General features: G+C 31.4%; 27 protein-coding genes. 20 read left to right on the top strand and 7 right to left on the bottom strand.

Features of this window, described 5'->3' with window-relative positions:
• Nucleotides 1–3: 3 nt before the first annotated feature.
• The 4 genes from AC5YGC_RS04580 to AC5YGC_RS04565 all read left to right on the top strand — a co-directional run bounded on the left by AC5YGC_RS04580 (nt 4) and on the right by AC5YGC_RS04565 (nt 3,907).
• Nucleotides 4–984: a tripartite tricarboxylate transporter substrate-binding protein gene (locus tag AC5YGC_RS04580; RefSeq protein ID WP_496139079.1), complete on the top strand. Its 981-nt coding sequence runs from the start codon at nt 4–6 to the stop codon at nt 982–984.
• A gap of 29 nt (nt 985–1,013) precedes the next feature.
• Nucleotides 1,014–1,484 carry a tripartite tricarboxylate transporter TctB family protein gene (locus AC5YGC_RS04575; protein ID WP_496139078.1) on the top strand — a complete coding sequence of 157 codons (471 nt, stop codon included), beginning with the start codon at nt 1,014–1,016 and terminating at the stop codon, nt 1,482–1,484.
• Nucleotides 1,481–2,983, top strand: a complete 1,503-nt coding sequence (locus tag AC5YGC_RS04570; RefSeq protein WP_415277807.1) for a tripartite tricarboxylate transporter permease — start codon at nt 1,481–1,483, stop codon at nt 2,981–2,983. Before AC5YGC_RS04575 ends, AC5YGC_RS04570 begins: the two co-directional genes overlap by 4 nt.
• 147 nt (nt 2,984–3,130) lie before the next feature.
• Nucleotides 3,131–3,907, top strand: a complete 777-nt coding sequence (locus AC5YGC_RS04565; protein WP_415289888.1) for a maleate cis-trans isomerase family protein — start codon at nt 3,131–3,133, stop codon at nt 3,905–3,907.
• Between the two features lie 6 nt (nt 3,908–3,913).
• Here the strand turns inward: AC5YGC_RS04565 and AC5YGC_RS04560 are convergent, their stop codons facing one another.
• A complete protein-coding gene (locus AC5YGC_RS04560; RefSeq protein ID WP_496139077.1) occupies nt 3,914–4,996 on the bottom strand; it encodes a glycosyltransferase in 1,083 nt (360 codons plus the stop codon).
• Nucleotides 4,996–5,550, bottom strand: coding sequence for a redoxin domain-containing protein (locus AC5YGC_RS04555; RefSeq protein ID WP_496139076.1), 555 nt, complete (start codon nt 5,548–5,550; stop codon nt 4,996–4,998). The genes AC5YGC_RS04560 and AC5YGC_RS04555 overlap by 1 nt, the downstream gene beginning before the upstream one ends.
• Nucleotides 5,551–5,570: 20 nt before the next feature.
• Between AC5YGC_RS04555 and AC5YGC_RS04550 the strand changes: the two genes are divergently transcribed.
• Nucleotides 5,571–6,083, top strand: a complete 513-nt coding sequence (locus AC5YGC_RS04550; protein ID WP_496139075.1) for a DapH/DapD/GlmU-related protein — start codon at nt 5,571–5,573, stop codon at nt 6,081–6,083.
• Here the strand turns inward: AC5YGC_RS04550 and AC5YGC_RS04545 are convergent.
• Both AC5YGC_RS04545 and AC5YGC_RS04540 read right to left on the bottom strand, forming a co-directional pair.
• The gene (locus AC5YGC_RS04545) at nt 6,080–6,679 is read right to left on the bottom strand and encodes a flavin-binding protein (RefSeq protein WP_496139074.1); all 600 of its coding nucleotides are present in this window, start codon (nt 6,677–6,679) and stop codon (nt 6,080–6,082) included. The genes AC5YGC_RS04550 and AC5YGC_RS04545 overlap by 4 nt on opposite strands.
• A 6-nt stretch (nt 6,680–6,685) precedes the next feature.
• Entirely contained in the window at nt 6,686–7,552 is an 867-nt protein-coding gene (locus AC5YGC_RS04540; protein WP_496139073.1) for an NAD(P)-binding domain-containing protein, read from the bottom strand.
• A 14-nt stretch (nt 7,553–7,566) separates the two neighbouring features.
• Between AC5YGC_RS04540 and AC5YGC_RS04535 the strand changes: the two genes are divergently transcribed.
• The gene (locus AC5YGC_RS04535; protein WP_496139072.1) at nt 7,567–8,775 is read left to right on the top strand and encodes an MFS transporter; all 1,209 of its coding nucleotides are present in this window, start codon (nt 7,567–7,569) and stop codon (nt 8,773–8,775) included.
• A 43-nt stretch (nt 8,776–8,818) separates the two neighbouring features.
• The gene (gene rpoZ, locus AC5YGC_RS04530; RefSeq protein ID WP_496139071.1) at nt 8,819–9,430 is read left to right on the top strand and encodes a DNA-directed RNA polymerase subunit omega; all 612 of its coding nucleotides are present in this window, start codon (nt 8,819–8,821) and stop codon (nt 9,428–9,430) included.
• On the opposite strand, the gene AC5YGC_RS04525 is transcribed toward rpoZ, so the two are convergent.
• Nucleotides 9,427–10,572: a CoA transferase gene (locus AC5YGC_RS04525; protein ID WP_496139070.1), complete on the bottom strand. Its 1,146-nt coding sequence runs from the start codon at nt 10,570–10,572 to the stop codon at nt 9,427–9,429. The two genes, rpoZ and AC5YGC_RS04525, sit on opposite strands and share 4 nt — an antisense overlap.
• A 91-nt stretch (nt 10,573–10,663) precedes the next feature.
• Here AC5YGC_RS04525 and dctP point away from each other — a divergent pair, with 91 nt between their 5' ends.
• The 10 genes from dctP to AC5YGC_RS04475 all read left to right on the top strand — a co-directional run bounded on the left by dctP (nt 10,664) and on the right by AC5YGC_RS04475 (nt 20,315).
• Nucleotides 10,664–11,674, top strand: coding sequence for a TRAP transporter substrate-binding protein DctP (gene dctP, locus AC5YGC_RS04520; protein WP_496139069.1), 1,011 nt, complete (start codon nt 10,664–10,666; stop codon nt 11,672–11,674).
• Nucleotides 11,675–11,724: 50 nt separating this feature from the next.
• Nucleotides 11,725–12,219: a TRAP transporter small permease subunit gene (locus AC5YGC_RS04515; protein ID WP_415289873.1), complete on the top strand. Its 495-nt coding sequence runs from the start codon at nt 11,725–11,727 to the stop codon at nt 12,217–12,219.
• Entirely contained in the window at nt 12,219–13,550 is a 1,332-nt protein-coding gene (locus AC5YGC_RS04510) for a TRAP transporter large permease subunit (protein ID WP_496139068.1), read from the top strand. Before AC5YGC_RS04515 ends, AC5YGC_RS04510 begins: the two co-directional genes overlap by 1 nt.
• Nucleotides 13,540–14,544 carry a tRNA dihydrouridine(20/20a) synthase DusA gene (dusA, locus tag AC5YGC_RS04505; protein WP_496139067.1) on the top strand — a complete coding sequence of 335 codons (1,005 nt, stop codon included), beginning with the start codon at nt 13,540–13,542 and terminating at the stop codon, nt 14,542–14,544. The genes AC5YGC_RS04510 and dusA overlap by 11 nt, the downstream gene beginning before the upstream one ends.
• Nucleotides 14,544–15,380: a TSUP family transporter gene (locus tag AC5YGC_RS04500; RefSeq protein WP_496139066.1), complete on the top strand. Its 837-nt coding sequence runs from the start codon at nt 14,544–14,546 to the stop codon at nt 15,378–15,380. Before dusA ends, AC5YGC_RS04500 begins: the two co-directional genes overlap by 1 nt.
• Before the next feature lie 143 nt (nt 15,381–15,523).
• Nucleotides 15,524–16,498: a DctP family TRAP transporter solute-binding subunit gene (locus AC5YGC_RS04495; protein ID WP_496139065.1), complete on the top strand. Its 975-nt coding sequence runs from the start codon at nt 15,524–15,526 to the stop codon at nt 16,496–16,498.
• A gap of 44 nt (nt 16,499–16,542) precedes the next feature.
• A complete protein-coding gene (locus tag AC5YGC_RS04490) occupies nt 16,543–17,052 on the top strand; it encodes a TRAP transporter small permease subunit (protein WP_496139064.1) in 510 nt (169 codons plus the stop codon).
• A complete protein-coding gene (locus AC5YGC_RS04485; protein WP_496139063.1) occupies nt 17,052–18,335 on the top strand; it encodes a TRAP transporter large permease subunit in 1,284 nt (427 codons plus the stop codon). Before AC5YGC_RS04490 ends, AC5YGC_RS04485 begins: the two co-directional genes overlap by 1 nt.
• Complete coding sequence (locus AC5YGC_RS04480; RefSeq protein WP_496139062.1) at nt 18,336–19,118, top strand: enoyl-CoA hydratase-related protein; 783 nt, start codon at nt 18,336–18,338, stop codon at nt 19,116–19,118.
• A 3-nt stretch (nt 19,119–19,121) separates the two neighbouring features.
• Nucleotides 19,122–20,315, top strand: a complete 1,194-nt coding sequence (locus tag AC5YGC_RS04475; RefSeq protein WP_496139061.1) for a CoA transferase — start codon at nt 19,122–19,124, stop codon at nt 20,313–20,315.
• On the opposite strand, the gene AC5YGC_RS04470 is transcribed toward AC5YGC_RS04475, so the two are convergent.
• A complete protein-coding gene (locus AC5YGC_RS04470; protein WP_496139060.1) occupies nt 20,312–23,215 on the bottom strand; it encodes an FAD-linked oxidase C-terminal domain-containing protein in 2,904 nt (967 codons plus the stop codon). The genes AC5YGC_RS04475 and AC5YGC_RS04470 overlap by 4 nt on opposite strands.
• A gap of 343 nt (nt 23,216–23,558) precedes the next feature.
• Between AC5YGC_RS04470 and AC5YGC_RS04465 the strand changes: the two genes are divergently transcribed.
• Nucleotides 23,559–24,731 carry an aminotransferase class V-fold PLP-dependent enzyme gene (locus tag AC5YGC_RS04465; RefSeq protein ID WP_496139059.1) on the top strand — a complete coding sequence of 391 codons (1,173 nt, stop codon included), beginning with the start codon at nt 23,559–23,561 and terminating at the stop codon, nt 24,729–24,731.
• A gap of 132 nt (nt 24,732–24,863) precedes the next feature.
• Nucleotides 24,864–26,168 carry a malonyl-CoA decarboxylase domain-containing protein gene (locus AC5YGC_RS04460; protein WP_496139058.1) on the top strand — a complete coding sequence of 435 codons (1,305 nt, stop codon included), beginning with the start codon at nt 24,864–24,866 and terminating at the stop codon, nt 26,166–26,168.
• A gap of 16 nt (nt 26,169–26,184) precedes the next feature.
• Here the strand turns inward: AC5YGC_RS04460 and AC5YGC_RS04455 are convergent, their stop codons facing one another.
• Nucleotides 26,185–26,385, bottom strand: a complete 201-nt coding sequence (locus tag AC5YGC_RS04455) for a DUF2061 domain-containing protein (protein WP_415289854.1) — start codon at nt 26,383–26,385, stop codon at nt 26,185–26,187.
• Between the two features lie 59 nt (nt 26,386–26,444).
• On the opposite strand from AC5YGC_RS04455, the gene AC5YGC_RS04450 reads away from it, so the two are divergent.
• The gene (locus tag AC5YGC_RS04450; protein ID WP_496139057.1) at nt 26,445–26,849 is read left to right on the top strand and encodes an HIT domain-containing protein; all 405 of its coding nucleotides are present in this window, start codon (nt 26,445–26,447) and stop codon (nt 26,847–26,849) included.
• Nucleotides 26,850–26,983 lie beyond the last annotated feature (134 nt).

The following is a 26,983-nucleotide window of genomic DNA, read 5'->3' as shown; positions in this document are numbered from 1 at the left end:
ATAATGAAAAACATTAAAAAAATAGTTTCAGTACTATTTTCAGCAATTCTATTATTCTCTGCAACAGCAACAAATTCAATCGCAATGGATAAAATCCATTTCGTAATTGGTGGTGGTGCTGGTGGTGGATGGGATGGAACTGCTAGAGGTACTGGAGAAGCTTTAACAAAATCAGGAATGTTAAAAAGTGCATCATTTGAAAATATGTCAGGTGGTGGTGGTGGAAAAGCTTTAGCTTTCATGATTAATACTCAACCTAAAAATACGGTTTTAGTACAATCTACACCGCTAGTTTTAAGATCTATCACTAGACATGAAGGTTATGTTTCAGGGTCTGGAGTTCTATCTTATAAAGATGTTACACCAATCGCAGGTGTAATCGGTGACTATGGTGCAATTGCAGTTGCAAAAGACTCACCTTACAAAAACTTTAAAGATGTAGTTGATGCATACAAAAAGAACCCAAGCTCTATCAAAATGGCTGGTGGATCAGTAAGAGGAAGTATGGATCATTTAATTGGTGCTTTAGCTTTCCAAGCTGCTGGTGCTAATCCAAATGATGTTGTTTACATACCTTATGACGCTGGTGGAAAAGCGTTAGCCGGACTTTTATCTGGAGAAACTCAAATTATCTCTACAGGTTTAGGTGAACTTATGGGTGCAAGAGACCAAGTAAGAATTATTGGTATAACTGCTCCTTCAAGAGTAGCTGATGCACCGGATGCACCAACTTTAAAAGAACAAGGTTATGATGTTCAGTTCGTAAACTGGAGAGGATTTTTTGGACCTCCTAATATGAGCAACAAAGATAAAAAAGCTTTATCTGCAATGTTAGGTAAAGTTATGAAAACTCCTGAATGGGAAGCTGTTAGAAAAAGAAATGCTTGGGTTAATATCTATAACTCAGATAAGGATTTTGTTAAATTCTTAGAAAAGCAAACTGTAGAAATGACAGCCCTTATGAAGAAATTGGGAGTTATATAATCCTTTAGGGTTATTTAAAAATTAGAGCAGTGAATATAAATACTACTAAAATTATATCACTGCTCTTTTTTATTTTCTCATCATTCTATTTATATATCGCGTATCAAATTCAAGTTTTTTCATTTGATGAAAACGCACCTTTTAATGCCAGAACATTTCCAATTTATTTAGGTTATGCAGGTTTATTTTTTTCTGGTTTAAAAATTATTTTACCAGAGCGTAATACCATTAAAGTTGATCATAATAATTTAGAGTACAAGAAAACGGCTATACTTGTGCTCATAGCAATTATTTATGGAGCAACTATATTAAAAGTAGGTTATTTTTTAACTACCTCTCTATTTTTAGCATCTTCTTATTATGCGTTAGGTGAGAGAAGGTGGAAGTTAATATTTTTACTCTCTTTCCCTTTTGTGGGTGCTTTCATGTACCTTTTACATGGAGTACTTGAAATTTATTTAAGAGATCCATTTTTAAAACTAATTGGAGTTATGGGATGATTGAAGGAATTTTAATCGGTTTAAAAACGGCTCTTACATTTCAAAACATATTTATGGTTATGATTGGTTGTTTTTTTGGAACCATCATTGGAATGTTACCCGGTCTTGGACCAATGACGGCAATTGCATTAATGATACCTATTACTTATGGTTTTGACCCAGCTACTGGATTAATTTTAATGGCAGGTGTTTATTATGGTGCAGTATTTGGTGGATCAACTTCATCAATTTTATTAAATGCTCCAGGCGTTCCTGGAACTGTTGCTACATCTTTTGATGGTTACCCAATGGCACAACAAGGTAAAGCTGGAAAAGCATTAGCTATTGCTGCTTGGAGTTCTTTTGCAGGTGGAACACTTGCTTCAATATATTTATTATTTCTTGCACCAAGTTTATCTAAAGTAAGTTTATCCTTTAGATCACCAGATTATTTTGCTTTAATGATTTTAGGTTTAACAGCAATTGCAGCCTTTTCATCAAAGGGACAATTTTTAAAAGCAATGATGATGGTTGTTTTAGGCTTAATGCTAGCATCAGTTGGTCAAGATTCATTATCTGATATTACAAGATTTACTTTTAATAATATGAATTTATCTGATGGGATAAGTTTCGTTTTAGTTGTAATGGCAACTTTTGCTATGAGTGAAGCTTTAACAATTATTTTAAAACGAAATGATCCATCTGCAGTTGCAAAACAAGTTTCATTAACAGAACTAGGTTCAATTAAGATTAATAAAGAAGAGAGAGGTAAAATGTTAAAAGCTATTCCTCGAAACTCAGTTATTGGTTTTTTAATTGGAGTTTTACCAGGAGCTGGTGCAACTATTGCATCATTTCTAGCTTATGGAATGGAAAGAAATTTTGTTAGTGATGAAGAAAAAGAAAAATTTGGCAAAGGTAGTGTTCATGGTTTAACTGCACCAGAAACCGCAAACAATGCAGCGTGTTCTGGAGCATTTGTTCCTTTACTAACTTTAGGAATACCTGGAAGTGGAACTACTGCAGTAATGCTTGGTGCTTTATTAGGATTTGGAATTCAACCAGGACCTAGACTTTATATAACTAATCCTGAAATTTTTTGGTCGGTAATCATGTCTATGTATATTGGAATGGTAGTGTTGCTTATTCTAAACTTGCCCTTAATACCTTACATAGCAAGAATACTTGCGGTACCTAAAAACTATTTAATTCCTCTTATTCTATTTTTTTCAATTACAGGAATTTATGTAATGTCATTTAATAATTTTGATATTTATCTAATGATTGGGATTGCAGTTGTTGCAACGTTTATGCGCTTATATGATTTTCCAATGCCACCACTCATATTAGCTTTTGTCCTTGGTGGATTAATGGAAGAAAATTTAAGAAGATCTTTATTAATAAGTGATGGTTCATGGACTTTTTTATGGGGCAGACCTCTTACCGCTTCAATAATAGGAATTACAATTTTAATTGTTGGTTGGCAAATATACAAAACAATTAAAAATAAAAAAATTTAGTTTAGAATTTTTTTAAACCTATCTACAATCTTGCATTATTTAAATTAGACAAGTCTCAAAAAGAACTGTCTTAAATTTAAAAAAAATGTAAATATAAATTTAAATAATGCTAATTTAAAATCCAAAAATTTAAATAAAGGAAAAATAATGATTTCTCAAAAAACTGCCAGACGTGTTGGTCTGATTGTACCAAGTTCAAATGTCACTATGGAAACAGAGATACCAGCACTCTTGCGTGCAAGAGAGGATATTTTTCCAGACCATTTCACTTTCCATTCCTCACGTATGAGAATGAAAAATGTAACAAAAGAAGAATTGGAACGGATGGATGATGACAGTCTTCGTTGTGCCGCTGAACTCTCAGATGCTGCAGTGGAGGTTCAGGCTTATGCGTGTCTTGTTGCAATTATGAGTAGAGGTCATGGTTACCATAATGTGAGTGCTAAAAGATTGTTTGAGGCAAGTGCTGCAAATGGATCACCAACACCTACAGTTAGTTCTGCTGGAGCTTTGGTCGATGCACTTCATTCGCTAGGTGCAAAAAAAGTCTCAATTATTTGTCCATACATGAAACCTTTGTCAAAAATGGTTGTTGATTATATTGAAAGTGAAGGAGTAGAGGTAAAAGATTATCTGGCACTGGAAATTCCAAATAACTTAGATGTTGCTTCACAAGACCCAATGGCACCTGCTGAACTTTGGAAAAAACTTGATACAAAAGGAGTAGATGCAATTGTTGCTTCAGCTTGTGTTCAAATGCCATCTTTGCCTGCCATTGAAGCAATAGAAAAACAAACTGGTATCCCTACATTATCTGCTTCAGTTGCTACTACTTGGAGTATTTTACAAGCCTTGGGATTAAAAGCTATCACACCTGGAGGAGGAACTCTTTTGAAGACAGATATAAAAAATACAAAAGTGTAGACAGTTTTAGTTTAAGACTTTTTTATATTCTTCAATAATTGTACTCCACTTAAACTTAGCAGAGCTTTCATTGGCAGCCTTTCCATACTCATGAAATTTATTATTTTCTAACATTAAATTAATAGATGAGTAAACTTCATCTAATTCATTACCATTACAGATTAAACCCGTCTTCTCATGCTCGATTGCATCTGCTGCACCTCCATCTTTTCCTCCAAGAGAAGGCAATCCATATTGAGCTGCTTCAACATAAGCAATACCAAATCCTTCAACAGATTTTTTATGAACAATTGATGGCATTACAAAAACATTAGATTTAGCAACTAGTGCATTTTTTAATTCATTAGAGATATCTTTAAAAAACATCACTTGTGGCTGAAGACCTAATTCAGCTACTAACTTTTTTATGTTTTCCTCTTCGACTCCATAACCCACACAAATATAGACAATACTTGGATAGATTTGTTTTAAATTTCGAAGAGCCATGATGACTTTTTCATGATTTTTTCTTTTATCAAATCTAGAGACAGTAATTAATCTAGGAGATTTGTGTTTTAATAAGTTCTCTACTTTATCTAAAGTTTTTTTATCTAATTCTTCAACAGGATCAACACCAGGATTAATAACTATGATCTTATCTTGCTGAACACCCAATGAAATAGCTAAATTTTTAGTGTATTCAGAATTAGCAACGATAGTTTCAACATTATCTAAAACCTCTAATACTCTTTTATTAAGAGAGGTGCCTTTTTCATGATTAATTTCTTTACCATGGATCAAACATATCTTTTTTTTATTTGTTTTAAGATGTTCTAAACTTTTCCAATGATCAGCGATAATGCCATCAATTTTATTTTCTTTAATAAATTCATTAATCAATTGAGCTTTTCTGTATTTTCTAAGAAGCTTTATGCCACCAACACGCTCTATTGAAAAAGAAACTTGCTCATCAAATAATTTATGATTTTCATGATAATCAGCGAATACTTTTATCATGTAGTGTTTTGAAAGTTCATTTGCTAACCCCCACATTAAATTCTGCATACCTCCCACTTCTGGAGGAAATGTTTTTGTAACTATTAAATACATTAATTATCTAACCATTTAATGGCACATCCAGCACTTGGAATTTGTGTTTCAGGACCTTTACCGGTTTCAGCTATTTGTTTCATTGCACTATATAAATCACTATCACCAGCTCTTACCGGTTTTAAATTGTCTAATTCTCTTATTCGACCCCTGTATTGTAATTCTAAATTGTTATTATACCCAAAAAAATCAGGCGTGCACACTGCATCATAACTTTTTGCAACATTTTGAGTTTCATCAAATAGATAGGGGAAATTAAATTGATGTTTTTTTGCAAATTTAATCATATTTTCAAAACTATCTTCAGGGTAATTAATTGCGTCATTAGAGCATATGGCCACTGCTGTAATACCTAATTCTTTTAAATTTTTACAATCTTCGACAATATCTTTAATAACAGCTTTTACGTAAGGGCAGTGGTTACAAATAAACATAACCAAGGTTCCATTTATTCCTTTAACGTCATTTAATTTAATAATTTCGTTATTAGTAGACTTTAATTCAAAGCTTTTAGCAGCTTGTCCGAAATCACATATTGGAGTTTTTAACGGCATGTTATAATAATATATAAGTTATGTTTTATGATTTGGAAGATAAAAAAGTTAAAAATTTAGGTAATAATTGGTCTGCATCTAATGCATCCATCATTGGCGATGTCACGCTAGAAAAAAATACCAGCATTTGGTTTAATGTTACCTTAAGAGGGGATGTTGAAAATATTTATGTTGGTGAAGGCTCCAATGTTCAAGATGGCAGTGTATTGCACACTGATCCAGGTTACCCATTAAAAATTGGTAAAGATGTAACTATTGGACATTTAGTTATGCTTCATGGCTGCACGATTGAAGACAATTCTTTAATTGGAATTGGTGCTGTCATTTTAAATGGAGCAAAGATTGGGAAAAATTGCATCATAGGAGCTAATGCACTGATCACTGAAAATAAAGTCATTCCAGATAACTCTCTAGTAGTTGGTTCACCTGGTAAAATTGTAAGACAAGTATCAACTGAAGAGGTAAAGTTAATTACTGAAAATGCTGTTCATTATCAAGATAACTGGAAAAAATATTCTAAATCAGTATTTTAAGGAATTAACCAGGTATCTTTATTAGTTTCCAAATCAAATCTAGCTCTACGATGGCCTTTGGCTGCTAAATAAAGCCATTCCATACTTTTAATTTTACATTGAATAACAGTAAAGTTTTTATATCCAACTTCACTTTGCTCCATAGTAAATTCAAAATTATCCAGTTCAGGTTTTAGTCCCGAAGTTGGGGTTTCAGAAAATTTTCCTGGTCCGTTATCTACTAAATAACACTTTCTACTCATATGTCCTGTTTTTAACCAAGATTGTTTTGTAATATCATTTTCATGATTAACAATGCATTCAACCTTAAGTCTAACTTGGATCTTCTCATCTTTGTCATAAAATAGCATTGCTGCATTTTTATTTGCTTTTAATTTAGCGATTTTATTAGATCTAATATCGCTATGGTATTGAACTAGATTATTTTCTCGATCTGATTTTCTAAGAACTACAATTCTGCCATCAAAGTCATCTTGGCCACCACAAATAAATACAGGAATTCTAAAAGGAGACCCTCTATCTTTGATAGCATTATCCAACATTGACCAGATCTTATTTTTGATCTCTTCAAAATTTTCGTAGTATGCTGGTTGCATTATGGATTATTTACTAAGTCTTCTAATTAAACTAGAAGTATCCCAACGGTTTCCACCCATCTCTTGAACTTCACCGTAATACTTATCAACAATTTCAGTTACCGGTAGTTGAGAGCCATTATTTTTAGCTTCATCCATTGCGATTTTTAAATCTTTTCTCATCCAATCTACTGCAAAACCAAATTCAAACTGATCATCAATCATCGTTTTGTATCTGTTTTCCATTTGCCAAGATTGAGCAGCACCTTTGGATATAACTTCAATTACATCTTCCATATTTAAACCAGCTTTTTTCCCAAAGTTAATCGCTTCTGACAAACCCTGAACTAAACCTGCAATACAGATTTGGTTAACCATTTTTGCTAGTTGACCATTTCCAGCCCCACCTAATAATTTCATTTTTTTGCTGTAGCAATCAATAATGTCTTTAGCTTTGTCAAAGTTTGCTTGATCTCCACCAATCATTACGGTTAGTGCACCATTTTCAGCACCAGCTTGACCGCCAGATACAGGCGCATCTAAGAAACCAAATTCACTTTTTAATGAATGAGCATAAATCTCTCTAGCAATTGTTGCAGATGCCGTAGTGTTATCAATGTAAACTGAACCTTTTTTAATTGCTTTAAAGATACCGTTGTCACCAAAAGTAACTTCTTTTAGATCGTTATCATTACCAACACAGGTAAATATAAAGTCAGCTCCATCAGCAGCTTTTGCAGGTGTATCTGCTTTAGATCCTTTAAATTCAGCAACCCATTTGTCAGCTTTTGCAGCTGTTCTATTATAAACAGTTACATTGTGGCCTGCTTTTGATATATATCCTGCCATTGGATAACCCATGACACCTAAACCTATAAATGCAACATTGCTCATAATTTCTATTTCCTATGTTTAAAAGTTTGAATTTTAAAGTAATTTTATTTGGTTTTATATTTACATTTTTTTCAAGTTTTGGACAGAGTTTTTTTTTAGGATTGTTTAATTCAAGCATAAGAGATGCACTTTCTATCAGTCATGGTCAATTTGGATCAATATATGCATCCGCAACTTTATTAAGTAGTTTTATACTAGTTTGGGTTGGTAAAAAGATAGATGATTTTAATATTTTAAAATTTGCATCTTATGTCATTGCTTTACTAGCAATCTCTTGTTTTTTATTTTCTAAAATTTCATCAGTAGTTTTTTTATTTTTCTCAATTTTTTTAATGAGATTATCAGGTCAGGGACTAATGTCTCACACTGCAACTACAACAATTTCAAGATTTTTTGAAAAGACTAGGGGACGTGCATTAAGTACAACTTGGCTTGGTTTATCATTAGCTGAATTTATTTTACCATTATTAATTATTTTTTTATTAACTTTTGTCGATTGGAGAAATATTTGGATAGTTATTTCAATATTTGTCATCGTAGTATTACCAATAATTACTTTTTCATTAGTAAAAAATATTAAATTAGATTCAAGAGAAACTATAAATCTTAATGATGTTAAGACAAAAGAAATCAAACAATGGAAAAGAAGTGAAGTATTAAAAGATTACAGATTTTATATTATTTGCTTAACTATGTTGGCGATGCCTTCAATTGCAACAGGAACATTTGTTTATCAATCTTTTATAGTCTCATCTAAAAATTGGGGACCTTATGTAATAGCCCAATCCTTTATGGTGTATTCAGTTCTATCAGTTATTACTTTATTTTTATCTGGGTTTTTGATTGATAAATTTACAAGTAGAAAATTATTAATCTACATGAACATTCCTTTATTAGTTGCAACGTTTGTGCTTTATTATTTTAATTCACCATTTTCATCTTTTGTCTTTCTTGGTTTAATTGGGGTTTCAAATGGACTATCAAATGTTTTAGGTTCTGCTACATGGGCTGAAATTTATGGTGTTAAATATATTGGTGCCATTAAAGCTCTCACAACAGCCTTCATGGTTTTTTCAACTGCATTTGGAACAGCTTTATTTGGAATATTGATCGATAATAGCTTTTCTATTGAACAAATCGCTTTAGTTTCAGGATCTTATGTTTTAATTGCAATATCGTTGTTATTCTTCATAAAGAATAAGCTTAATCCTCAATATTTGTAAAATTAACCTTGATTTTTTTTAACCACCGTATAGATACTTGCGCATGGCTAGAGTAACAGTAGAAGATTGCATAGATAAAGTAGAAAGCCCTTATGAATTAGTATTGGTTGCAAAAGAAAGAGCAGTTCAATTAAATTCAGGTCTTGAGCCTACTCTTGATAGAGATAATGACAAAAATACAGTTATATCTTTAAGAGAAATTGCAGAAGAAACTATTAAAGTTTCAGACTTAACTGATAGTGCCATTCATAAACTTAGAAAACATGTTGAACAAGTTGATGATGGATCAGATGATGATGAAATTATCGGTGATGATTTTGACAGTATGTACAAAGGTGAAATTTCTAAAAGTGGAACACCTATTCTACCATCTAAAAGAGCTAGAAAAATTCCAGAAAAAATTCAAGTTGCACCAGAAGATTTAGAAGAATTAACTGCAAAATCAGAACCTGAAGTAGAGGTTAATCCAGAACTTGAAACTGTTAGTGAAGAAACTGAAACTGCTAGTGAAGAAACTGAAACTGTTAGTGGAGAAACTGAAACTGCTAGTGAAGAAACTGAAACTGCTAGTGAAGAAACTGAAGTTTCTCTAGATCAAATAGCAGAAACTGAAACTGCAAAAGAAGATGCAGAAGAAACTGAACCTAACAGTTAATTATTAAATTCCTTTAAGATTTTTTCCCTGTGTTCATCTAAGTCTGGAATATCACCACGCGTTGTTTCATCCTTATAATTAGACATTTTAATTGGATTACCCGCTAATTTAAAATCTCCAATTACTTTGTGATGTGCTTTAACAATCATGTTTCTTGCTTCGACTTGAGGGTTTTCAACGGCTTCTTTAATATTAAATATTGGACCACATGGAATTTTTTCTTTTTCCATTTCACTTACCCAGTCATTAGTATTCTTAACAATAAGTTTATCTTCAAGTATTTTTTTAAGATCATCCATATTTTCTGATCGCAATGAATTTGTGTTAAATTTTGGATCTTTAGATATTTCAGGAATATTTAAAACATTACAAAGTTTTTCAAATAATTTTTCATTACCAGCTGCTATAATGATATGACTATCTTTTGTTTTAAAAGCCTCAAAGGGAGCAATAGATGGGTGACGAGATCCCATTGGTTTTGGTATTTCATTTTTAGCAAGATACCTTGCAATAGCATTTTCTAAAATTGCTATTTGACAGTCTAGCATTGAAACATCAATAAAAGTTCCTTTGCCAGTTTTTTCTCTATCATAAAGTGCTGCATTAATTCCAACAGTTGTGAATAATCCTGCAGTAATATCACCGATAGATGTACCAACTCTTGTTGGTTCAGAATTAGGTTGACCGGTAATACTCATTAAGCCACCCATACCTTGAACAACCATATCGTAAGCAGGTAATTCTTTTAATGGACCAGTTTGTCCAAAGCCTGATGCTGATGCATAAATTAATCTAGGATATTTTTTACAAATATCTTTCCAGCCATATCCCCACCTCTCTAACGTACCTGGTTTAAAGTTTTCAACTAAGATATCTGCTTTAGCTAGAATTTTGTCGAATATTTTTTTGTCATCCTCATTTTTTAGATTAAGAGCAATACTTTCTTTGCCTCTATTTAATGACATAAAATATGCTGAATAATCTTCAATAAAGGGTCCAAATTTTCTAGAGTCGTCGCCAACTTCTGGTGCTTCAACCTTTATCACGCGTGCACCTAGATCTGAGAGCATCATAGTGCAATAAGGACCAACTAGCACTCTAGTTAGATCAAGAACTAATAGGTTTTTTAAAGGACCGTCCATATTTTGTACAATAGTGTTTTTGTGTAGTGTTGACTCTTACCAAGAACTTTAATTATATGCATCATTAAAATAACTAATGAGAGGAATAATAATGTTAAAAAAAATATCTTTATATTTTACAGCATTAGTTTTAGTTTTATCAACAGTTGGTTCTGCTTATGCGGTAACGTTAAAAGCAAGTCACCAATGGCCTGGTACTCCTAGAGCTGATGGATCTTTTGATCCACGTCACGAAATGGTTCAAATTATTGCCGATGAAGTAAAAAAAGCTAATGTTGATATTGATATCAGAATTTACCCTGCAAAATCTTTATATAAACCTAAAGAACAGTGGAAGCCAATGACTACTGGTCAGCTAGATATATCTGCTTTTCCATTAGGTTACGCTGGAAAGTTTCATCCAGAATTTGATGCAACATTAATGCCTGGGACAGTTAAAAACCATGAGCATGCATTAAGATTTAATAAATCTCCAATGATGACTGAGATTAAAAAAATTATTAATGATGCAGGTGTAGTTGTTTTATCTGATGCTTGGCTAGGTGGTGGTTTTGTTTCAAAGACACAATGTATTAGAAAACCTAGTGATGCAAAAGGCCAAGTAATGAGAGCAGCTGGAAAAGCATTTAATCAAATGCTTGAAGGTGCAGGAGCGGGTATTCAAAGTATGCCATCTTCAGAAATCTATACTGGTCTACAAACGGGTGTATTAACTGGTGCGAACACTAGTTCAGGAAGTTTTGTAAGTTACAAAATTTATGAACAAGTTAAATGTGCAACACCTCCAGGAAAATTTGGTTTATGGTTTATGTATGAGCCAATCCTTATGTCTAAGAAATCTTTTGATGCATTAAATTCTAAGCAACAAAAAGCTCTTATGAAAGCTGGAAAAGTAGCTGAAAAATATATGACAGCACAAGTATCGAACCTTGATAAGAAATTTGAGGATGCTTATAGAGATGCTGGCGTTGAATTAGCATATATGACAGCTGAAGATCATGCTGAATGGGTAGAAATTGCTAAGAAAACTTCTCATAAAGCATTTGCAGAGAAAGTACCTGGTGGTGCGAAGCTTATGGAAATGGCTTTAGCAGTTAAATAAAACAATATATAAGAAACCCCTATTTGTGAAAATAAATAGGGGTTTTTTTTATGAAAAAAAAATATTTAAAATTTTGTAATTACACTTCCCAAGCTTGTGGAGCTTTTGCTGTGGGTGCTTTGATTGTATCAATTTTAGTAATTGTTGAGCTTGTCTTTGAAAGATATTTTTTTCAAAGGGCTATTACATGGCAAACTGAATTAGTGACAATACTGCTTGTTGCATCTACTTTTATTGGTAGTGCTTATGTTTTAAGTGAAAAAGCCCATGTAAGTATGGAATGGATATATGATTTTATGTCTAAAAAAAATATTGTTAAGCTTAAAATTTTTACTTCATTATTAAGCTTATGTTTTTTCTTAATTCTATTTTATTTTGGTTTTTTGATGGTTGAAGAAGCATTTACTAAGAATTACACAACAGGAACTATTTGGGATCCACCATTATGGGTGCCATATTCTTCAATGCTAATAGGTTCTATTTTAATGATACTTCAATATATTGCTGAAATAATCAAACTTTATGATGAGGGGGATTTTAAGTAATGGACCCACTTACAATTGCTATAATAGTTGCAGTTTTTACTTTAATAGTTTTATTCTCAGGTATTCCAATAGCCTTTGGTTTAAGTTTTGTCTCGATAACATTATTAGTGACTTTTGAAGGACTGCAAATGTTAGACGTTTTTGCGGAAACATTTTATGCAGGCTTAAATTCTTTTGTACTGTTATCAATTCCAATGTTCATACTTATGGGTATGGCTGTTGCTCACTCACCTGCAGGAAAAGATTTGTATACTGGTCTTGATAGATGGTTATGGAGAGTTCCAGGTGGTTTAGTTATTTCTAATATTGGTGCATGCTCAATTTTTGCAGCTTTAAGTGGATCAAGTCCAGCAACATGTGCTGCTATCGGTACTATGGGAATTCCAGAAATGAGAAAAAGAGGGTACTCAGATGAAATTGCGACAGGAACAATTGCTGCTGGAGGAACTTTAGGAGTTTTAATTCCACCTAGTATAGTTTTAATCGTATATGGTATGGCCACAGGAACTTCTATTGGAAGACTATTTCTATCTGGCATTATTCCTGGGTTTATGTTGGCAAGTCTTTTTGCAATTTGGGCATTAATACATAGTTACTTCATTGATAAAGATGCAGCTAAATTATTAAGAAATAGAAAACCACCAACACTAAAAGAAAAACTAGAAGTTCTTCCTAGAATTTTTCCATTTCTAGCAATCATTATGGGTGTTTTGTATGTCTTGTATGGAGGAGTTGCGACACCATCAGAAGCGTCAGGTGTTGGAGCATTTTTAGTTTTTGTAATGATAGCTGTTGTTTATAAAATTTATCAGCCTAAGAAAATTTGGAATATTGTTAAAATTTCAATGAAAGAAAGTGTAATGATAATGTTTATTATTGCAGCATCTTATCTTTTTGCATTCACACTATCTCAACTTTATGTAACCCAGTCACTTGCTCAAAGCATGATTGAATTAAGTAGCAATAAATGGATGATTTTCTTAATGGTAAATGTGTTTTTACTTGTTGCTGGTTTCTTTTTACCACCAGTGGCAGTTATTGTAATGACTTCAGCTATATTGTTGCCTGTTATAACCACATTAGGCTTTGATCCATATTGGTTTGCGATTGTATTTACTATAAATATGGAAATAGGCTTAATCACACCACCCGTTGGATTAAATCTTTATATAATTAAAGGAATAACGCCTGATGTAAGCTTATCTACAATCTTAAAGGGATCATTTCCATTTATGATGATGATGGTTTTATCCATATTGATATTGTGTATTTTTCCTGAGATCGTATCGTGGTTACCTGATAAATTAATGGGTAAACCTCTTGGATATTAAAAAAGACATTAATAGAAAAATTTCTGTAGCACCCATGATGGATTGTACTGATCGTCATGATCGTTACTTTTTAAGATTGATGAGTAAGAATGTTATGCTGTACTCAGAAATGGTTGCAACAAAATCTGCAATTCATGGAGATCGAAAAAAAATCTTATCTTATAGTCCTGAAGAAAAACCCTTAGCATTACAAGTGGGTGGATCTGATAAAGCAGAGTTAGCTGAAGTTGCAAAAATTGCAGAAGATATGGGTTATGATGAAATTAATATTAATCTAGGTTGCCCCAGTAAAAAAGTTCAAAAAAATATGTTTGGTGCTTGCTTGATGAGAGAACCTGATCTTGTTGCAGAATGTATCGATTCAATGGTTAATGCTTGTAAAATTCCAGTTACTGCAAAAACTAGAATTGGTTTTGATGATACTGAAGAATTTGATTATTTAAATAATTTTATACTAAAGATGAAAGGTGTTGGTTGTATCACTTTTATATTACATGCTCGAAAAGCTATTTTAACTGGAATGTCACCTAAACAAAATTTAAATATTCCAAAACTTAATTATGGAATGGTCTATAAAATAAAAGAAGAAAATCCAGACTTAGAAATTATTATTAATGGAGGAATTTCAAAAATTGATGAGATTAAAAATCATTTAACTTTATGTGATGGTGTTATGATTGGTAGATCCATATATCAAAATCCTTATTCGTTAGTTGAAATTGAAAATGAAATTTTTGGAACAAAAGAAAGACCTACAAGAGAAGAGATTGCTGAGAAACTACTAGAGTACCTTGAGAAAGAAGTTAAGCTTGGCACAAAAGTAAATCATATTATGCGACACACAGTTGGATTATATCATGGGCAAATTGGTTCAAAAGATTGGAAGAGATATTTAAGTGATAATATGATGGCAAGAGATTCAGATTTTCAAAAATCAAAACATATAATGACTATTGTGCAAAATAACGAGAAAGCTAATCAAGTTAGCTCATAATGGAAAACTTAAACTACGGTGAGATAATTAATCTACTAGCGGTCCTTGCAATATCTGCGGCTGTTGCAGGTTTTATGGCTGGATTACTTGGCGTTGGTGGTGGAATTATAATGGTTCCAGCTTTGTATTATGCATTTACTGTTCTTGATTTTGATATTGTTACAAGAATGCATCTTTCTGTTGGAACTTCTTTAGCAATAATAGTTCCAACATCAATAATTTCTACCAAAACACACATGGAGCATGATGCAGTTGATTTTAAAATGGTAAAATCGTTTGGTATTTTTATTCTTATTGGGGTAATTTTAGGAACCTTCTTAGTGGTAAATTTAAATACCCCCACTTTAGTTTTATTTTTTTCAATTTTTGCTTTTATGATTGGGTTATTTTTTATTTTTTTAAGAGAGGCATTGGTAGAAAATCCAAAAAAAACACCTGAACTAATAAAAAATATTTCAGGAGTTGTTATTGGTTTTTTTTCTGTACCTCTTGGCATTGGAGGTGGATCTTTAATGGTACCTTTTATGAGAACAATTGGTTATAATATAAGAAAATCAATTGGTACAGCTGCAGCAACAGGTATTTTAATAGCTATTAGCGGAACTATAACAATGATTATTAGTGGAAAAATAATAGATAATATTAATACTCCTTTTAGCTTTGGATACATTAATTTATTAGGTTTTATTGTATTTGTGCCGGTAACAATGGTTATGGCAAGACTTGGTGCTAAAACAGTATATAAAATTGATAAAAAATTATTGAGTAAAATTTTTGGTACTTTTTTAATTATAGTTTCAGTAAGATCTTTTATTGAATATCTATCAATAAATTAAGTTTTTCTAATTAATTTTTTAAAATAACACCTTTTGTATTTATAAAAGCAAGGTATCTGTTGTTAAACAATCATTTTAATTACTAGATATCTTTTCATATTTTATATAGGTTTTGTAGTATAATAAACTTAGAGGGAGATAATATGAGTAAACTTAATAAAATAATTGTTGTTTTATTTTCATCATTTTTTTTAAGTTTGGCAGTTAATTCAACTGAAGTAAAATTTGGACATGTGGGTAAACCTGGTTCATTATTTTCTGCATCAGTTGATCATTTTGCTAAACTTGCAAATGAGAGATTAGGCAGCAAAGGTAAAGTAAGTGTATTTGGTTCTTCGCAACTTGGTAAGGATAAACAAGGTATGCAAAAACTAAAATTAGGTACTGTAAATATGTGGTTGCCATCTTCGGTTATGGCTTCAATTCATGATGAGTTTGGTGTTTTTGATATGCCATTTATCATTAAAGATAGAAAGCACATGAATAAAGTTGAAAGCCAAGTATTACCAGGAATGTTTAAAAATCTTGAGGCTAAAACTGGTTATCAAGTTATAGCAGTATGGGAAAATGGTTTTAGACATATTACAAACAATGTAAGAGCAATAGATAAACCAGATGACTTAAAAGGAATTAAATTAAGAACTCCTAAGTCAAAATGGAGAGTCAAAATGTTCCAATCATATGGCGCAAATCCTACTCCAATGTCATTTTCAGAAGTTTTTACAGCTTTGAAAACTGGAACAATGGATGGTCAAGAAAACCCATATGCTCAAATAGCTAGTGCTAAGTTTCAAGAAGTACAAAAATATCTATCTATTACAGGTCACGTTTATACTCCTGCTTATGTAGCAGTACATAAAGATCATTGGAGTAAACTTCCTGCGGATGTAAGAGCTATCCTAGAACAAGCTGCGCAAGACACGCAAAAGTTTGTTTACGAAGAAGCTGCTAGACTTGAAAAATCTTTACTAGGTGTAATTGAGTCAGCTGGAGTTAAAGTAAACACTGCCGATAAAGGAGCTTTTATCGCAGCAAGTAAAGGAATATATGATCAATTTGCATCAGAAGTATCAACTGGTGGTGCTTTAATTGATAAAGTATCATCTTTAGCAAATTAATCTAATTTGTATTAGGCCCTCTTTCTGAGGGCCTAGAAAAATTTATGACATTAAAAAAATTTATAAATTCATACGAAAATTTTTTAAAATTTATACTGTTCGTAATGATGGTAGCCCTTGCAGCAACAGTATTGCTTGGTGTTTCTTTCCGTTTTGCTGGTAGTGCTTTAGTTTGGTATGATGAAGTTGCAGCGGTTCAACTTGCCTGGATAACGTATTATGGCTCAGCTTATGCATCATTAAAAGGAGCACATATAAGTGTACCTAGTATTTTTAAGGCATTTCCATTAGTTTTAAGAAAAATATTTTTTGTATTATCCAAATTTATTATCTATGCTTTTTTGATATTGTTAGCTTATTATGGGTTCAAAGTTTTAACACTTATTGGTGGAGAAACATTGGTAACTTTAGAGTGGGTTCCTCAAATTTTTGTACAATCAGTGATACCAGTTGCATCATGTCTATTTATTTTATCTGAAACTTTAAGAATTCCAGAGGATTATAAAAATTTAGTTCTTCAAACAACTAACATTGAACAAACAGGAGATATTTGATGTTAATTTTAACAATGTTTTTAGTATTACTATTTATTTTATCTATAAATGTTCCTATTGCTATTGGTCTAGCGGTAACAACAATAATTGCGATGGTATTAAAGTCTGGAACAAGTTTTTTAATCGATACTGCAATTGTTATGTTTGACGGATCAATGAAATTTCCATTGATTGCAATACCTTTATTTATTCTAGCAGGTTCAATAATGAATAGTGCTGGTATTTCTAGAAGATTGATAGCGTTTGCTTCTGCTCTGGTTGGGTTTATTAAGGGTGGTTTAAGCATGATCAACATAGCAACTTCAATGTTTTTTGCAGAAATTTCTGGGTCTGCAGTTGCAGATGTGGCTGCATTAGGTTCAATTTTAATTCCTGCAATGAAGAAAAAAGGATATCCAGGAGCATTTGCTGCTGCAGTCACATCATCTTCAGCATCTTTAGCAATTATTATTCCACCATCCATCCCAATGATTGTTTATGCGGTGATGTCACAAAGTTCAGTAGTACAATTATTTGTTGCTGGAATTGTTCCTGGTGTAATTGGTGGTTTTTTTTTAATGTTAGCAGCATATATCACAGCAAGACGCAGAAATTTTCCAGTTGAAGAAACATTTAATCTTGCAAATGTTAGAAAAACTGCAAGAGAGGCAGCATTAGCATTTTTACTACCTGTAATTATTTTGGGTGGTATTTTTGGTGGTGTCGTAACTGCAACAGAGGGAGCTGGTTTGGCAGTTGTAGCGTCACTTGTTATTGGGTTAGTTTATGGAGAAGTGGATTTTAAAAGACTGTATGAAGCTGCAACTGAAGGAGCAATTCAAACATCATCTGTAATGTTGTTGGTAGCAGCCTCAGTATTACTAGGTGAATTTTTAACAGTCGAACAACTTCCACAAAAAATTGCCGGATCAATTATGGACTTTACAAATAATAAGTATGCTGTTTTGGCCATATTAAATGTTTTTCTTCTAGTTATTGGTTTCTTTTTGCATTCTGTGGCAGCAATAATTCTTACTGTTCCTATTGTTATGCCTCTAGTTTATGCCGTGGGTATAGATCCAGTTCATTTTGGAATTATTGTCACTTTAAATTTAGCAATTGGCCAACAAACACCTCCTGTTGCAAGCGTTTTAGCAACCGCCTGCTCTGTAGCAAAAGAAGATATTTGGGATGTAACACGAGAAAATCTTATCTTTATAAGTGTTTTAGTAATATTATTACTTTTAGTGACCTATGTACCCGCCATACCAATGACACTAGTTGAATACTTTTATAGAAGTTAAATGCATAAATTAATTGAGCTTAATAAGATAAACAGTCATTTAACTGAAGTAATTTTAAATAGACCAGAAAAGCTAAATGCTATGACCAAGCCTATGTGGATAGAGCTTGGAAAAATATTCAAAAAGTTATCTAAAAATAAAAACTTAAGATGCATAATTATAAGAGGCAAAGGCAAAAAATCTTTTTCGCCAGGTAATGATATAGGTGAATTTAAAAAAGAAAGATCATCATCAAAATTAGCAAAATCTTATGGCAAATTTTTACATGGAACTTTAGGTGAAATATTTAATTGTCCAATACCGACTGTAGCCCTAATAGAAGGAATTTGTGTTGGTGGTGGATTAGAAATAGCAGGATGTTGTGATATTAGAATTTGTGGCAAAAGTTCAAGATTTGGAATTCCAATTAAAAGATTAGGTTTAACAATGGCTGCAAAAGAATTAGAAGTTCTTTTAAAAGTAACTAATTATTCAACTGCTATGGAAATTTTATTTGAGGGTAGGGTATTTAGTGCAGAAGAAGCATTTGAGAAAAAACTTGTTAACAGGGTAGTTGATGACAAAAATGTTGAAAAAGAAGCTTATAGGTCAGCAGAATTAATATGTGAAGGAGCACCAAAAGTTGCAAGATGGCACAAGCAATTCTCAAGAAATATTTTAAAGAATGGTAAAGTGACTGAAAAAATAAACAATCTTGGTTATAAATGTTACGATACTGAGGATTTTAAAATTGGGTATAAATCCTTTTTGAATAAAACAAAACCTAAATTCAAAAATAAATAATAGATGACAGCTTCTTTGAAGGGTATTCGTGTTTTAGAAATGGCTCAGATTATGGCCGGCCCAACTTGTGGATTATTATTAGCCGATCTAGGTGCTGAAGTTATCAAAATAGAAAAAACACCTGTTGGAGATGATACTAGAAATTTTCTTCCCCCTGATATTAATGGAGAAGCTGCAGCATTTATGATGATGAATAGAAATAAGAAGGGAATAGCTTTAAATTTAAAAGACAAAGATGGAGTAGAAATTTTCAAAAAAATGGTTAAAGATTCCGATGTTGTTTTAGAAAATTTTAGAAAAGGTACATTAGAAAAATTAGGTATTGGTTATGATGTGATGTCTAAAATTAATCCTAAAATAATTCTCTGTGAAATTTCTGGATATGGTAGAACTGGTCCTTATGCCAACAAAGGAGGCTTTGATTTAGTTGCCCAAGGAATGAGTGGTTTAATGAGTATAACTGGAGAAAGCAAAGATAAGCCTCCAATGAAAGTTGGAGCACCCATCACAGATATTACTGCTGGTTTGCTGGCTTCAAGTGGAATTTTAGCCGCATTAGTTCATAGAGAAAAAACTGGAGAAGGTCAGAAAGTTGATACATCTTTATTTGAAGCGGGTATAGTTCATACTTATTGGCAATCAGCTATAGCTGGTGCTACTGGACAATCTCCTGGACCACTTGGATCTGCACATCCTTTAACTGCTCCTTATCAAGCTTTTAAAACTAAAGATAAATGGATTACAGTGGGAGCTTCTAATCAAAACACATGGTTAATGTTATTAAAGGCTATTAATCGTCAAGATCTTCAAGAAAATAAAAAATTTTCATCAAACCTGAATAGAAAAAAAAATATTAATCAACTTGTAGATATACTTAGTAGTGAGCTTATTAAAAAAACTTCTGACGAATGGTTAAAAATATTTGATAATAATGGTTTACCATGTGGACCTATAAATTCGATTACTGAAATGTTTGAAGATCCACAAACAATTCATAGGGAAATGATAATTGAAGTTGATAATAAAAAAGCAGGTAAAAGCAAGGCTATTGGTATGCCAATCAAGTTTTCAAAAAGTAAAACAGAAAAATCAAAAGGTGCACCTAATTTAGGCGAACACACAAGAGAAATCATGTTGAGTTTTGGATACAAGCACGAAGAGATAGAAGATTTTTATAATAGAAAAGTAATACTTTAATTTACAGTTTCAAAAATTTTAAATAGTAATTCAGAAACATGTTTACCTTTTTTATCAGATAAATCTGAAATTTGATGTCTACAGCTAGTACCATTTGCAATAATAAAATCTTTTTCATCGCTATTGTTTACTGCAGGTATCAAGGATAAATTTGCCATTTTTTTTGATATTTCATAGTGTTTACTGTCATAACCAAATGATCCAGCCATACCACAACAGCTGGATTCTATCATTTTGTTGTTAATCTTTAATTTAGATAAAAGATTTTTAAGACCTTTCATTCTATCTTGAGATTTTTGATGACAATGACCGTGTATTAATACATTTTGGTCAAATTTATTAATCTTAATATTATTATCATTTTCAATATGCTCTAAAATAAATTCTTCCAATAAATAAAATTTATTTTTTATTTTTTCTCTATTTTTTACATCTTTTAATTTTTGATACTCATCACTGAAAGTAAGTAAGCAAGAAGGTTCAATTCCAACAACTGGTAAATTAAAATAATTATTTTTTATGATATAATCATTAAATCGATTTAATTCATTTGCTGCTTTATCTAATTGTCCATAAGAAATATAGGTTCTTCCACAACATAAAGGTCTATCTAAATTATCTTTATCATAACTGGGTATGATTGTTTGAAAACCTAGTTTGTTTAATACTTTTATAGCATATATTAAATTTTGGTTTTCAAAATTTATATTAAAAGTATCTGCAAATAATATTAATTTTTTTTCAGATTTTAATTGCTCTGCGTATATTTTCTTTAAAATATCCTGACTTTGTACCTCTGGCATTTCCCTTTTGGTTGTAAAACCAAATTGTTCAATAATTGTTGAAATTATAGGTAGGTTTTTGACCTTATTGAATATTGGAGCAATGATCTTTAAAAGCCAAATCATTTTTGGCATCTCCGATATAACTTTATCTTTAATTCTCATACTAAATTTATTGTAGTAATGAGAAAGAAATTCGCTCTTCATCTTGGCCATATCTACGGACATTGGACATTCTCTTTGACAAGCTTTACAGCTAACGCACAGCTCCATTGTTTCAAACATGTCTTTAGAGACAAACGATCCCTCAGGTAATTGATTTGATAATGCTAATCTAAGTGTGTTTGCTCTACCTCTAACTAAGTCTTTTTCCTCTTTAGTTACTCGATATGAAGGGCACATTACACCTGAGTCAAGGTTTCTACATGCACCGTTATTATTACACATTTCAACTGCATCTGACAATTGACCCCAATCAGACCAATCATAATGTGTATTAATTTTTTCAGCCTGATAACCAGACTTATATCTCATTAGAGACCTATCGTTTGAAGTGAGTGGTCTTACAATTTTACCAGGATTTAATAGATTTTTTTTGTCAAATGTATCCTTTATTTCCTCAAAAGCTTTTGTAATTTTTTCCCCAAACATCATTTTGTGAAATTCAGATCTCACAATACCATCTCCATGCTCACCAGAGTGTGATCCTTTATAATTTTTTACTATTGCAAATGCCTCCTCAGATATAGATTTCATATTTTTTATATCATTATCTGATTTCATATTTAAAACAGGTCTTACGTGTAAGGTTCCAACAGATGCATGGGCATAGAACATTCCACTTGTTCCATATTTTTTAAATATTTCATTTAAACTTGCCGTGTAATCTGCCAAATGTTCAAGCGAAACAGCACAATCTTCAATAAAGGCAACTGGCTTTCTATCACCTTTCATAGACATTAGAATATTTAGTCCAGCTTTTCTTATATCAAAAACTTCTTTTTGTTCATTAAGATCAGAATAATATTTAAACTGATTTTTATTATTTTGATTTAAAACAATGTACTCCAGATCATTTATTTTTTTTTCATAAACTTTTTGATCTGTATCTATAAATTCTACCATCAATACAGCAGCAGGGTTCCCCTTAATATATTTTTTTATTCCCTCTGCGTACATAGGAATATCTTTCGCTAAATTCAATAGATTTCGATCCATTAACTCAACACATGTTGGGTTTAATTTTACGATTTCTTGTGATATTTCCATAGCTTGATGAAAATTATCAAAATAACAAACACCCAGTATCTTATTTTTTGGCAATTCAGATAGCTTTAATTTAATTTTGTTAAATAAAGATAACGTCCCTTCTGATCCAACTAGTAGATGCGAGGAATTAAATCCATTTGGATCAATTAAATCTATGTTATATCCACCAACTCTTCTTTGTGTTGTAGGCCAATGTTCATTTAATTCAGAACTTACATTTTTTCTTACATCAAAAAACTTGTTTATTATTTTATATAATTTGTCTTGATCATTTTTTGTAGATAAAAATTTTTTATCAATGTGATCAAATGTAGATATAGAGCCATCATCTAAAATTGTTTCTATTGCCAAAACATTATGTACCATATTCCCATAATATAAGGATCTTGAGCCACAGGAATTGTTTGCAGACATTCCACCAATTGTAGCTCTACTGCTAGTAGATACATCAACCGGAAACCACAATCCATGAGGTTTTAGTTGTGCATTTAAGTGATCTAATACAACACCTGGTTCTACCCAAACATATTTTTCCTCTAAATTTACTTCTAAAATTTTGTTCTGATGCCTTGAATAATCTAAAACAATACTTTCACCAACGGTCTGTCCACATTGAGAACTTCCACCACCTCTAGCTAACAATGGAATTGAATTTTTTTGAGAATATTCCATCAGATTTAGCACATCATTGGTGTCTTTTGGTAAAACTACACCTATAGGCTTTATCTGATAAACAGATGCATCAGTACTATATCTTCCTCTAGAAAATTCATCGAATAAAGTTTTTCCTTCAACTTTACTACTAATTTCTTTACCAATTTTTTGAATTTGACTTGTGCTTATACCCATTAAACTTAAATAGAGGTTTATTTATTTTTTGTAAACTAATTTACCAAACTTTTTTAACGCGGCTTCATAAATTTCTAGTCTTAAATTAGACTTTTCATTTGAATATATCTATCTATTACTCATTTTACCTTGGTTTTCAAATATTTGAGCTTATAAAGAATCTCTTTCATCATTAAATGACTCAAAAATTATTCCTTCTGGAGTAGATGTAGCTAATGGCGCGTTTATGTAGCAATTGTGGTTTACTTAAATCTTTCAAACTCTCCAAAACCCTTAATTATAACTTTAAGATTCTAAGGTTTGTTGACCTTGATTATATAATATCTTTAGCATATACAGCATTATGGCAATTTCAAACATTATTAGACCAGGTAAACATTTTTTACAGATACCTGGACCAACAAACGTGCCGGATAGAGTTCTGAGAGCAATGGATTATCCTACCATTGATCATCGAGGACCTGATTTTGCAGAGTTAGGGTTAAGAGTATTGGATAGAATTAAATTAATTTTTAAAACTTCTGAACCTGTAATAATTTTTCCAGCCTCAGGTACAGGAGCCTGGGAAGCAGCAATGGTTAACACCTTAAGTGTTGGAGATAAAATTTTAATGTTTGAAACAGGTCATTTCTCAACTCTTTGGTACGATATTGCAGAAAAATTTAAATTAGAAATAGATTTTATTAAAGGTGACTGGAGAACAGGTATAGATCCAAATATTGTTGAGCAGAAATTAAAAGAGGATAAAGAAAATAAAATTAAAGCAGTTTGTGCTGTACACAATGAAACTTCTACAGGTGTAACTAGCAGAATTGGTGAAATAAGAAAAGCAATGGATAATGCAAATCACCCAGCCTTATTATTTGTAGATACAATATCTTCTTTAGGATCAATTGATTACAAACATGAAGAATGGAAAGTAGATGTTACAGTTGGTGGATCTCAAAAAGGTTTATTATTACCTCCAGGACTTTCTTTTAATGCCATAAGCTCAAAAGCTTTAGAGGCTTATAAAAAATCAGACTTACCTAAATCTTACTGGGATTGGGAGCCAATGATAGAGAGTAATAAAAAAGGTCATTTTCCATATACGCCAGCTACAAACTTATTATATGGATTGGATGAAGCAATTAATATGCTTATGGAAGAGGGTTTAGAAAATGTATTTAATAGACATAAAAGATTTGCTGAAGCAACCAGGATAGCTGTGAATGCTTGGGGGTTAGAAGTGCTTTGTAAAAACCCAGAAGAATATTCTAGCACATTAACTGCAGTTCTTGTTCCAGAAGGTCATGACGCAGACGCACTAAGAAAAATAATCTTGGATGATTACAATATGTCTTTAGGGGCAGGATTAGCAAAAGTTGCTGGAAAAATATTTAGAATTGGCCATTTAGGTGATTTTAATGAACTAATGCTCGCTGGAACGTTAGCAGGAGTTGAGATGGGTTTAATGAAATCTAAAATACCTTATAAAAAAGGTGGGATACTTAAAGCCCTCGAATATCTTTCTTAAAAAATTAAGTAAAAAATTACTTTTTTAAATTTTAATAGTATAAATTTTTAAAAGAGTACAATTTTTGGAACTTTTTCACTAAATGTTTCTATTAGATCTTTAGTTGAATATTTAAATATTATATAATTAATTATGTTTAATTTTAAAGAGATAATTTCATCTATTGCTGATGCAGGTCAAAAACTTTTTAGTATAAAAAATATTAAAAAAAATGACTTAGAATCTATTATATCTTTATGTGATGATTTAATTTCACACAAAGGCGCAGCATTCGGTATTACTGTAGCTAGAGATATTACTGAACTATATCAATCACTATCTCCAGAAAATAAATTATTATTTTTTAAAAAAATTAACGATAAATATAAGCCCAGCTTTACAAAAGTTAACGAAGCAATTGAAAATTATACGAAATCTCAAAATGAAAAAACTTTGTCTGATTTATTTAAAGTTTCTGAAGGTAAGAGAAGAGAACTTTTTAGAAGAATGAATATGGCACCCAATGGAACTGCGATTATAGTTGCGTTAAGAGAAGATTTAATAAGAATATTAAAAGACAATAAAGAACTTTCAGAATTAGATAATGATCTTAGGCATTTATTTAGAGCTTGGTTTAATCCAGGATTTCTTAAACTTGCTAAAATCACATGGGATACAAAGGCTGCAGTTTTAGAAAAAATAATTAAATACGAAAGAGTTCATCAAATAAAAGATATGAACGAACTTAAAAGAAGGTTAGGTGAAGATAGAAGGTTTTTTTCTTACTTTCATCCAGCCCTTGAGGATGAGCCTATTATTTTTGTTCAAGTAGCCCTTACAAAAGGTCTCGGTAAATCTATTCAAGAATTAATGAAGCCTACAGATAATGAAGAAAAATCTTATGATACAGCTACTTTTTATTCAATTAGTAACTGTCAAGAAGGTCTATCAAGAGTAACCTTGGGTAATTTTTTAATAAAGAGAGTGGTTTATGAAATACAAGAAGAGCTACCTCACATAAAAAACTTTGGTACCTTATCACCTATACCAGGGTTTGCTGATTGGTTTACCTATTTAGAGGAAACTAAGATTAAAAATATTTTAGGTGATCTAAAAGATCAAGATGCTATCTTTTTAAAATCTCAAGACTTAAAATTAGGTGATAGTAGAATTGTAAGAAATAAAGAAGCTATAATAAAATTAGTAGCTCATTATATTGTTAATGAAAAAAATGAAAAAGGACTACCAGTGAATGATGTTAGTAGATTTCATTTAGGTAATGGAGCAATTGTTGATGATATAGTTGTTAATGCAAATATTTCAGAAACTGGTTTTAAAAGATCTTATGGTGTGATGGTTAATTATCTTTATGAACTTAAAAATATAGAAAAAAATCATGAAGAATATATGAATAATAATAAAGTAATCGTCTCTGATAAAATAAAGAAATATTTATAAATATATTCTTTATTTTTTAATTAAGACCCCACTTAACTTTATTCCAGATTCTTTCATGAAAATAATAAAAAAAGAGAGGAATTATAGAACCTAGCCCTAGTATCCCAGCTCCCTTAAAACTACCAGTAAAAATATATCCAAATATTACCCAGTAGATAAAAATAAAAAGTCTCCATGAAAATGTTTTAGCAACGGAACGTATTTGTTTATCAGCCATAATAAAATTAGCGTATAATATTTTTTGCTTATACAACACATTTATATTAATATTTAACTATGGCCAATAAAGTAAGTAAAAGTTTTCTAAAAGATTCTCATTTAATAGATGATTTAAAACTATGTAGCATTCGTTTAATCGATAATGCTAAATTTCCTTGGATAATTTTAATTCCAAAACGAAAAAATATTAATGATATCTCAGAACTTAACTCAAAAGATCAAATGTTATTAATGAAAGAAATTGTTCATTGCAGCAAGTTAATGAAAAAAATATTTAAAACAAAAAAACTTAATGTTGAAAAGATTGGTAACATTGTTCCTCAATTACATATTCACATTATCGCAAGATCTACTAAAGACAGTACGTGGCCTTTGTCAGTTTGGGTGGTTAAAGGGAGGCCTTATACAAAAGTACTATTAATGAAAACTATCGCTAAGATTAAAAAGTATTTTAAGGATTAAAGGGTAAGGACAGAGGTAGTTTTAGTCTCCCGCCACTACCTCTTAATCATTATGTATCTGATTCGTCCCAAATTTGTTAACACGTATTAATTGAAAGTAGACTTTATCAACTGCTTGCTTTACTAAATAGATAA

Source organism: Candidatus Pelagibacter sp. uisw_138, assembly GCF_059512485.2.
Note: the sequence above shows the minus strand (reverse complement) of the source record. Positions and strands in the feature narration are given on the sequence as shown.

Bases quoted from the DNA above. Each gene is read 5' to 3' on its own strand.
- AC5YGC_RS04580 (WP_496139079.1), top strand. From the start codon at position 4: ATGAAAAACATTAAAAAAATAGTTTCAGTACTATTTTCAGCAATTCTA.
- AC5YGC_RS04570 (WP_415277807.1), top strand. From the start codon at position 1,481: ATGATTGAAGGAATTTTAATCGGTTTAAAAACGGCTCTTACATTTCAA.
- AC5YGC_RS04565 (WP_415289888.1), top strand. From the start codon at position 3,131: ATGATTTCTCAAAAAACTGCCAGACGTGTTGGTCTGATTGTACCAAGT.
- AC5YGC_RS04560 (WP_496139077.1), bottom strand. From the start codon at position 4,996: ATGTATTTAATAGTTACAAAAACATTTCCTCCAGAAGTGGGAGGTATG.
- AC5YGC_RS04555 (WP_496139076.1), bottom strand. From the start codon at position 5,550: ATGCCGTTAAAAACTCCAATATGTGATTTCGGACAAGCTGCTAAAAGC.
- AC5YGC_RS04550 (WP_496139075.1), top strand. From the start codon at position 5,571: ATGTTTTATGATTTGGAAGATAAAAAAGTTAAAAATTTAGGTAATAAT.
- AC5YGC_RS04545 (WP_496139074.1), bottom strand. From the start codon at position 6,679: ATGCAACCAGCATACTACGAAAATTTTGAAGAGATCAAAAATAAGATC.
- AC5YGC_RS04540 (WP_496139073.1), bottom strand. From the start codon at position 7,552: ATGAGCAATGTTGCATTTATAGGTTTAGGTGTCATGGGTTATCCAATG.
- AC5YGC_RS04535 (WP_496139072.1), top strand. From the start codon at position 7,567: ATGTTTAAAAGTTTGAATTTTAAAGTAATTTTATTTGGTTTTATATTT.
- rpoZ (WP_496139071.1), top strand. From the start codon at position 8,819: ATGGCTAGAGTAACAGTAGAAGATTGCATAGATAAAGTAGAAAGCCCT.
- AC5YGC_RS04525 (WP_496139070.1), bottom strand. From the start codon at position 10,572: ATGGACGGTCCTTTAAAAAACCTATTAGTTCTTGATCTAACTAGAGTG.
- dctP (WP_496139069.1), top strand. From the start codon at position 10,664: ATGTTAAAAAAAATATCTTTATATTTTACAGCATTAGTTTTAGTTTTA.
- AC5YGC_RS04515 (WP_415289873.1), top strand. From the start codon at position 11,725: ATGAAAAAAAAATATTTAAAATTTTGTAATTACACTTCCCAAGCTTGT.
- AC5YGC_RS04510 (WP_496139068.1), top strand. From the start codon at position 12,219: ATGGACCCACTTACAATTGCTATAATAGTTGCAGTTTTTACTTTAATA.
- AC5YGC_RS04500 (WP_496139066.1), top strand. From the start codon at position 14,544: ATGGAAAACTTAAACTACGGTGAGATAATTAATCTACTAGCGGTCCTT.
- AC5YGC_RS04495 (WP_496139065.1), top strand. From the start codon at position 15,524: ATGAGTAAACTTAATAAAATAATTGTTGTTTTATTTTCATCATTTTTT.
- AC5YGC_RS04490 (WP_496139064.1), top strand. From the start codon at position 16,543: ATGACATTAAAAAAATTTATAAATTCATACGAAAATTTTTTAAAATTT.
- AC5YGC_RS04485 (WP_496139063.1), top strand. From the start codon at position 17,052: ATGTTAATTTTAACAATGTTTTTAGTATTACTATTTATTTTATCTATA.
- AC5YGC_RS04480 (WP_496139062.1), top strand. From the start codon at position 18,336: ATGCATAAATTAATTGAGCTTAATAAGATAAACAGTCATTTAACTGAA.
- AC5YGC_RS04475 (WP_496139061.1), top strand. From the start codon at position 19,122: ATGACAGCTTCTTTGAAGGGTATTCGTGTTTTAGAAATGGCTCAGATT.
- AC5YGC_RS04470 (WP_496139060.1), bottom strand. From the start codon at position 23,215: ATGGGTATAAGCACAAGTCAAATTCAAAAAATTGGTAAAGAAATTAGT.
- AC5YGC_RS04465 (WP_496139059.1), top strand. From the start codon at position 23,559: ATGGCAATTTCAAACATTATTAGACCAGGTAAACATTTTTTACAGATA.
- AC5YGC_RS04460 (WP_496139058.1), top strand. From the start codon at position 24,864: ATGTTTAATTTTAAAGAGATAATTTCATCTATTGCTGATGCAGGTCAA.
- AC5YGC_RS04455 (WP_415289854.1), bottom strand. From the start codon at position 26,385: ATGGCTGATAAACAAATACGTTCCGTTGCTAAAACATTTTCATGGAGA.
- AC5YGC_RS04450 (WP_496139057.1), top strand. From the start codon at position 26,445: ATGGCCAATAAAGTAAGTAAAAGTTTTCTAAAAGATTCTCATTTAATA.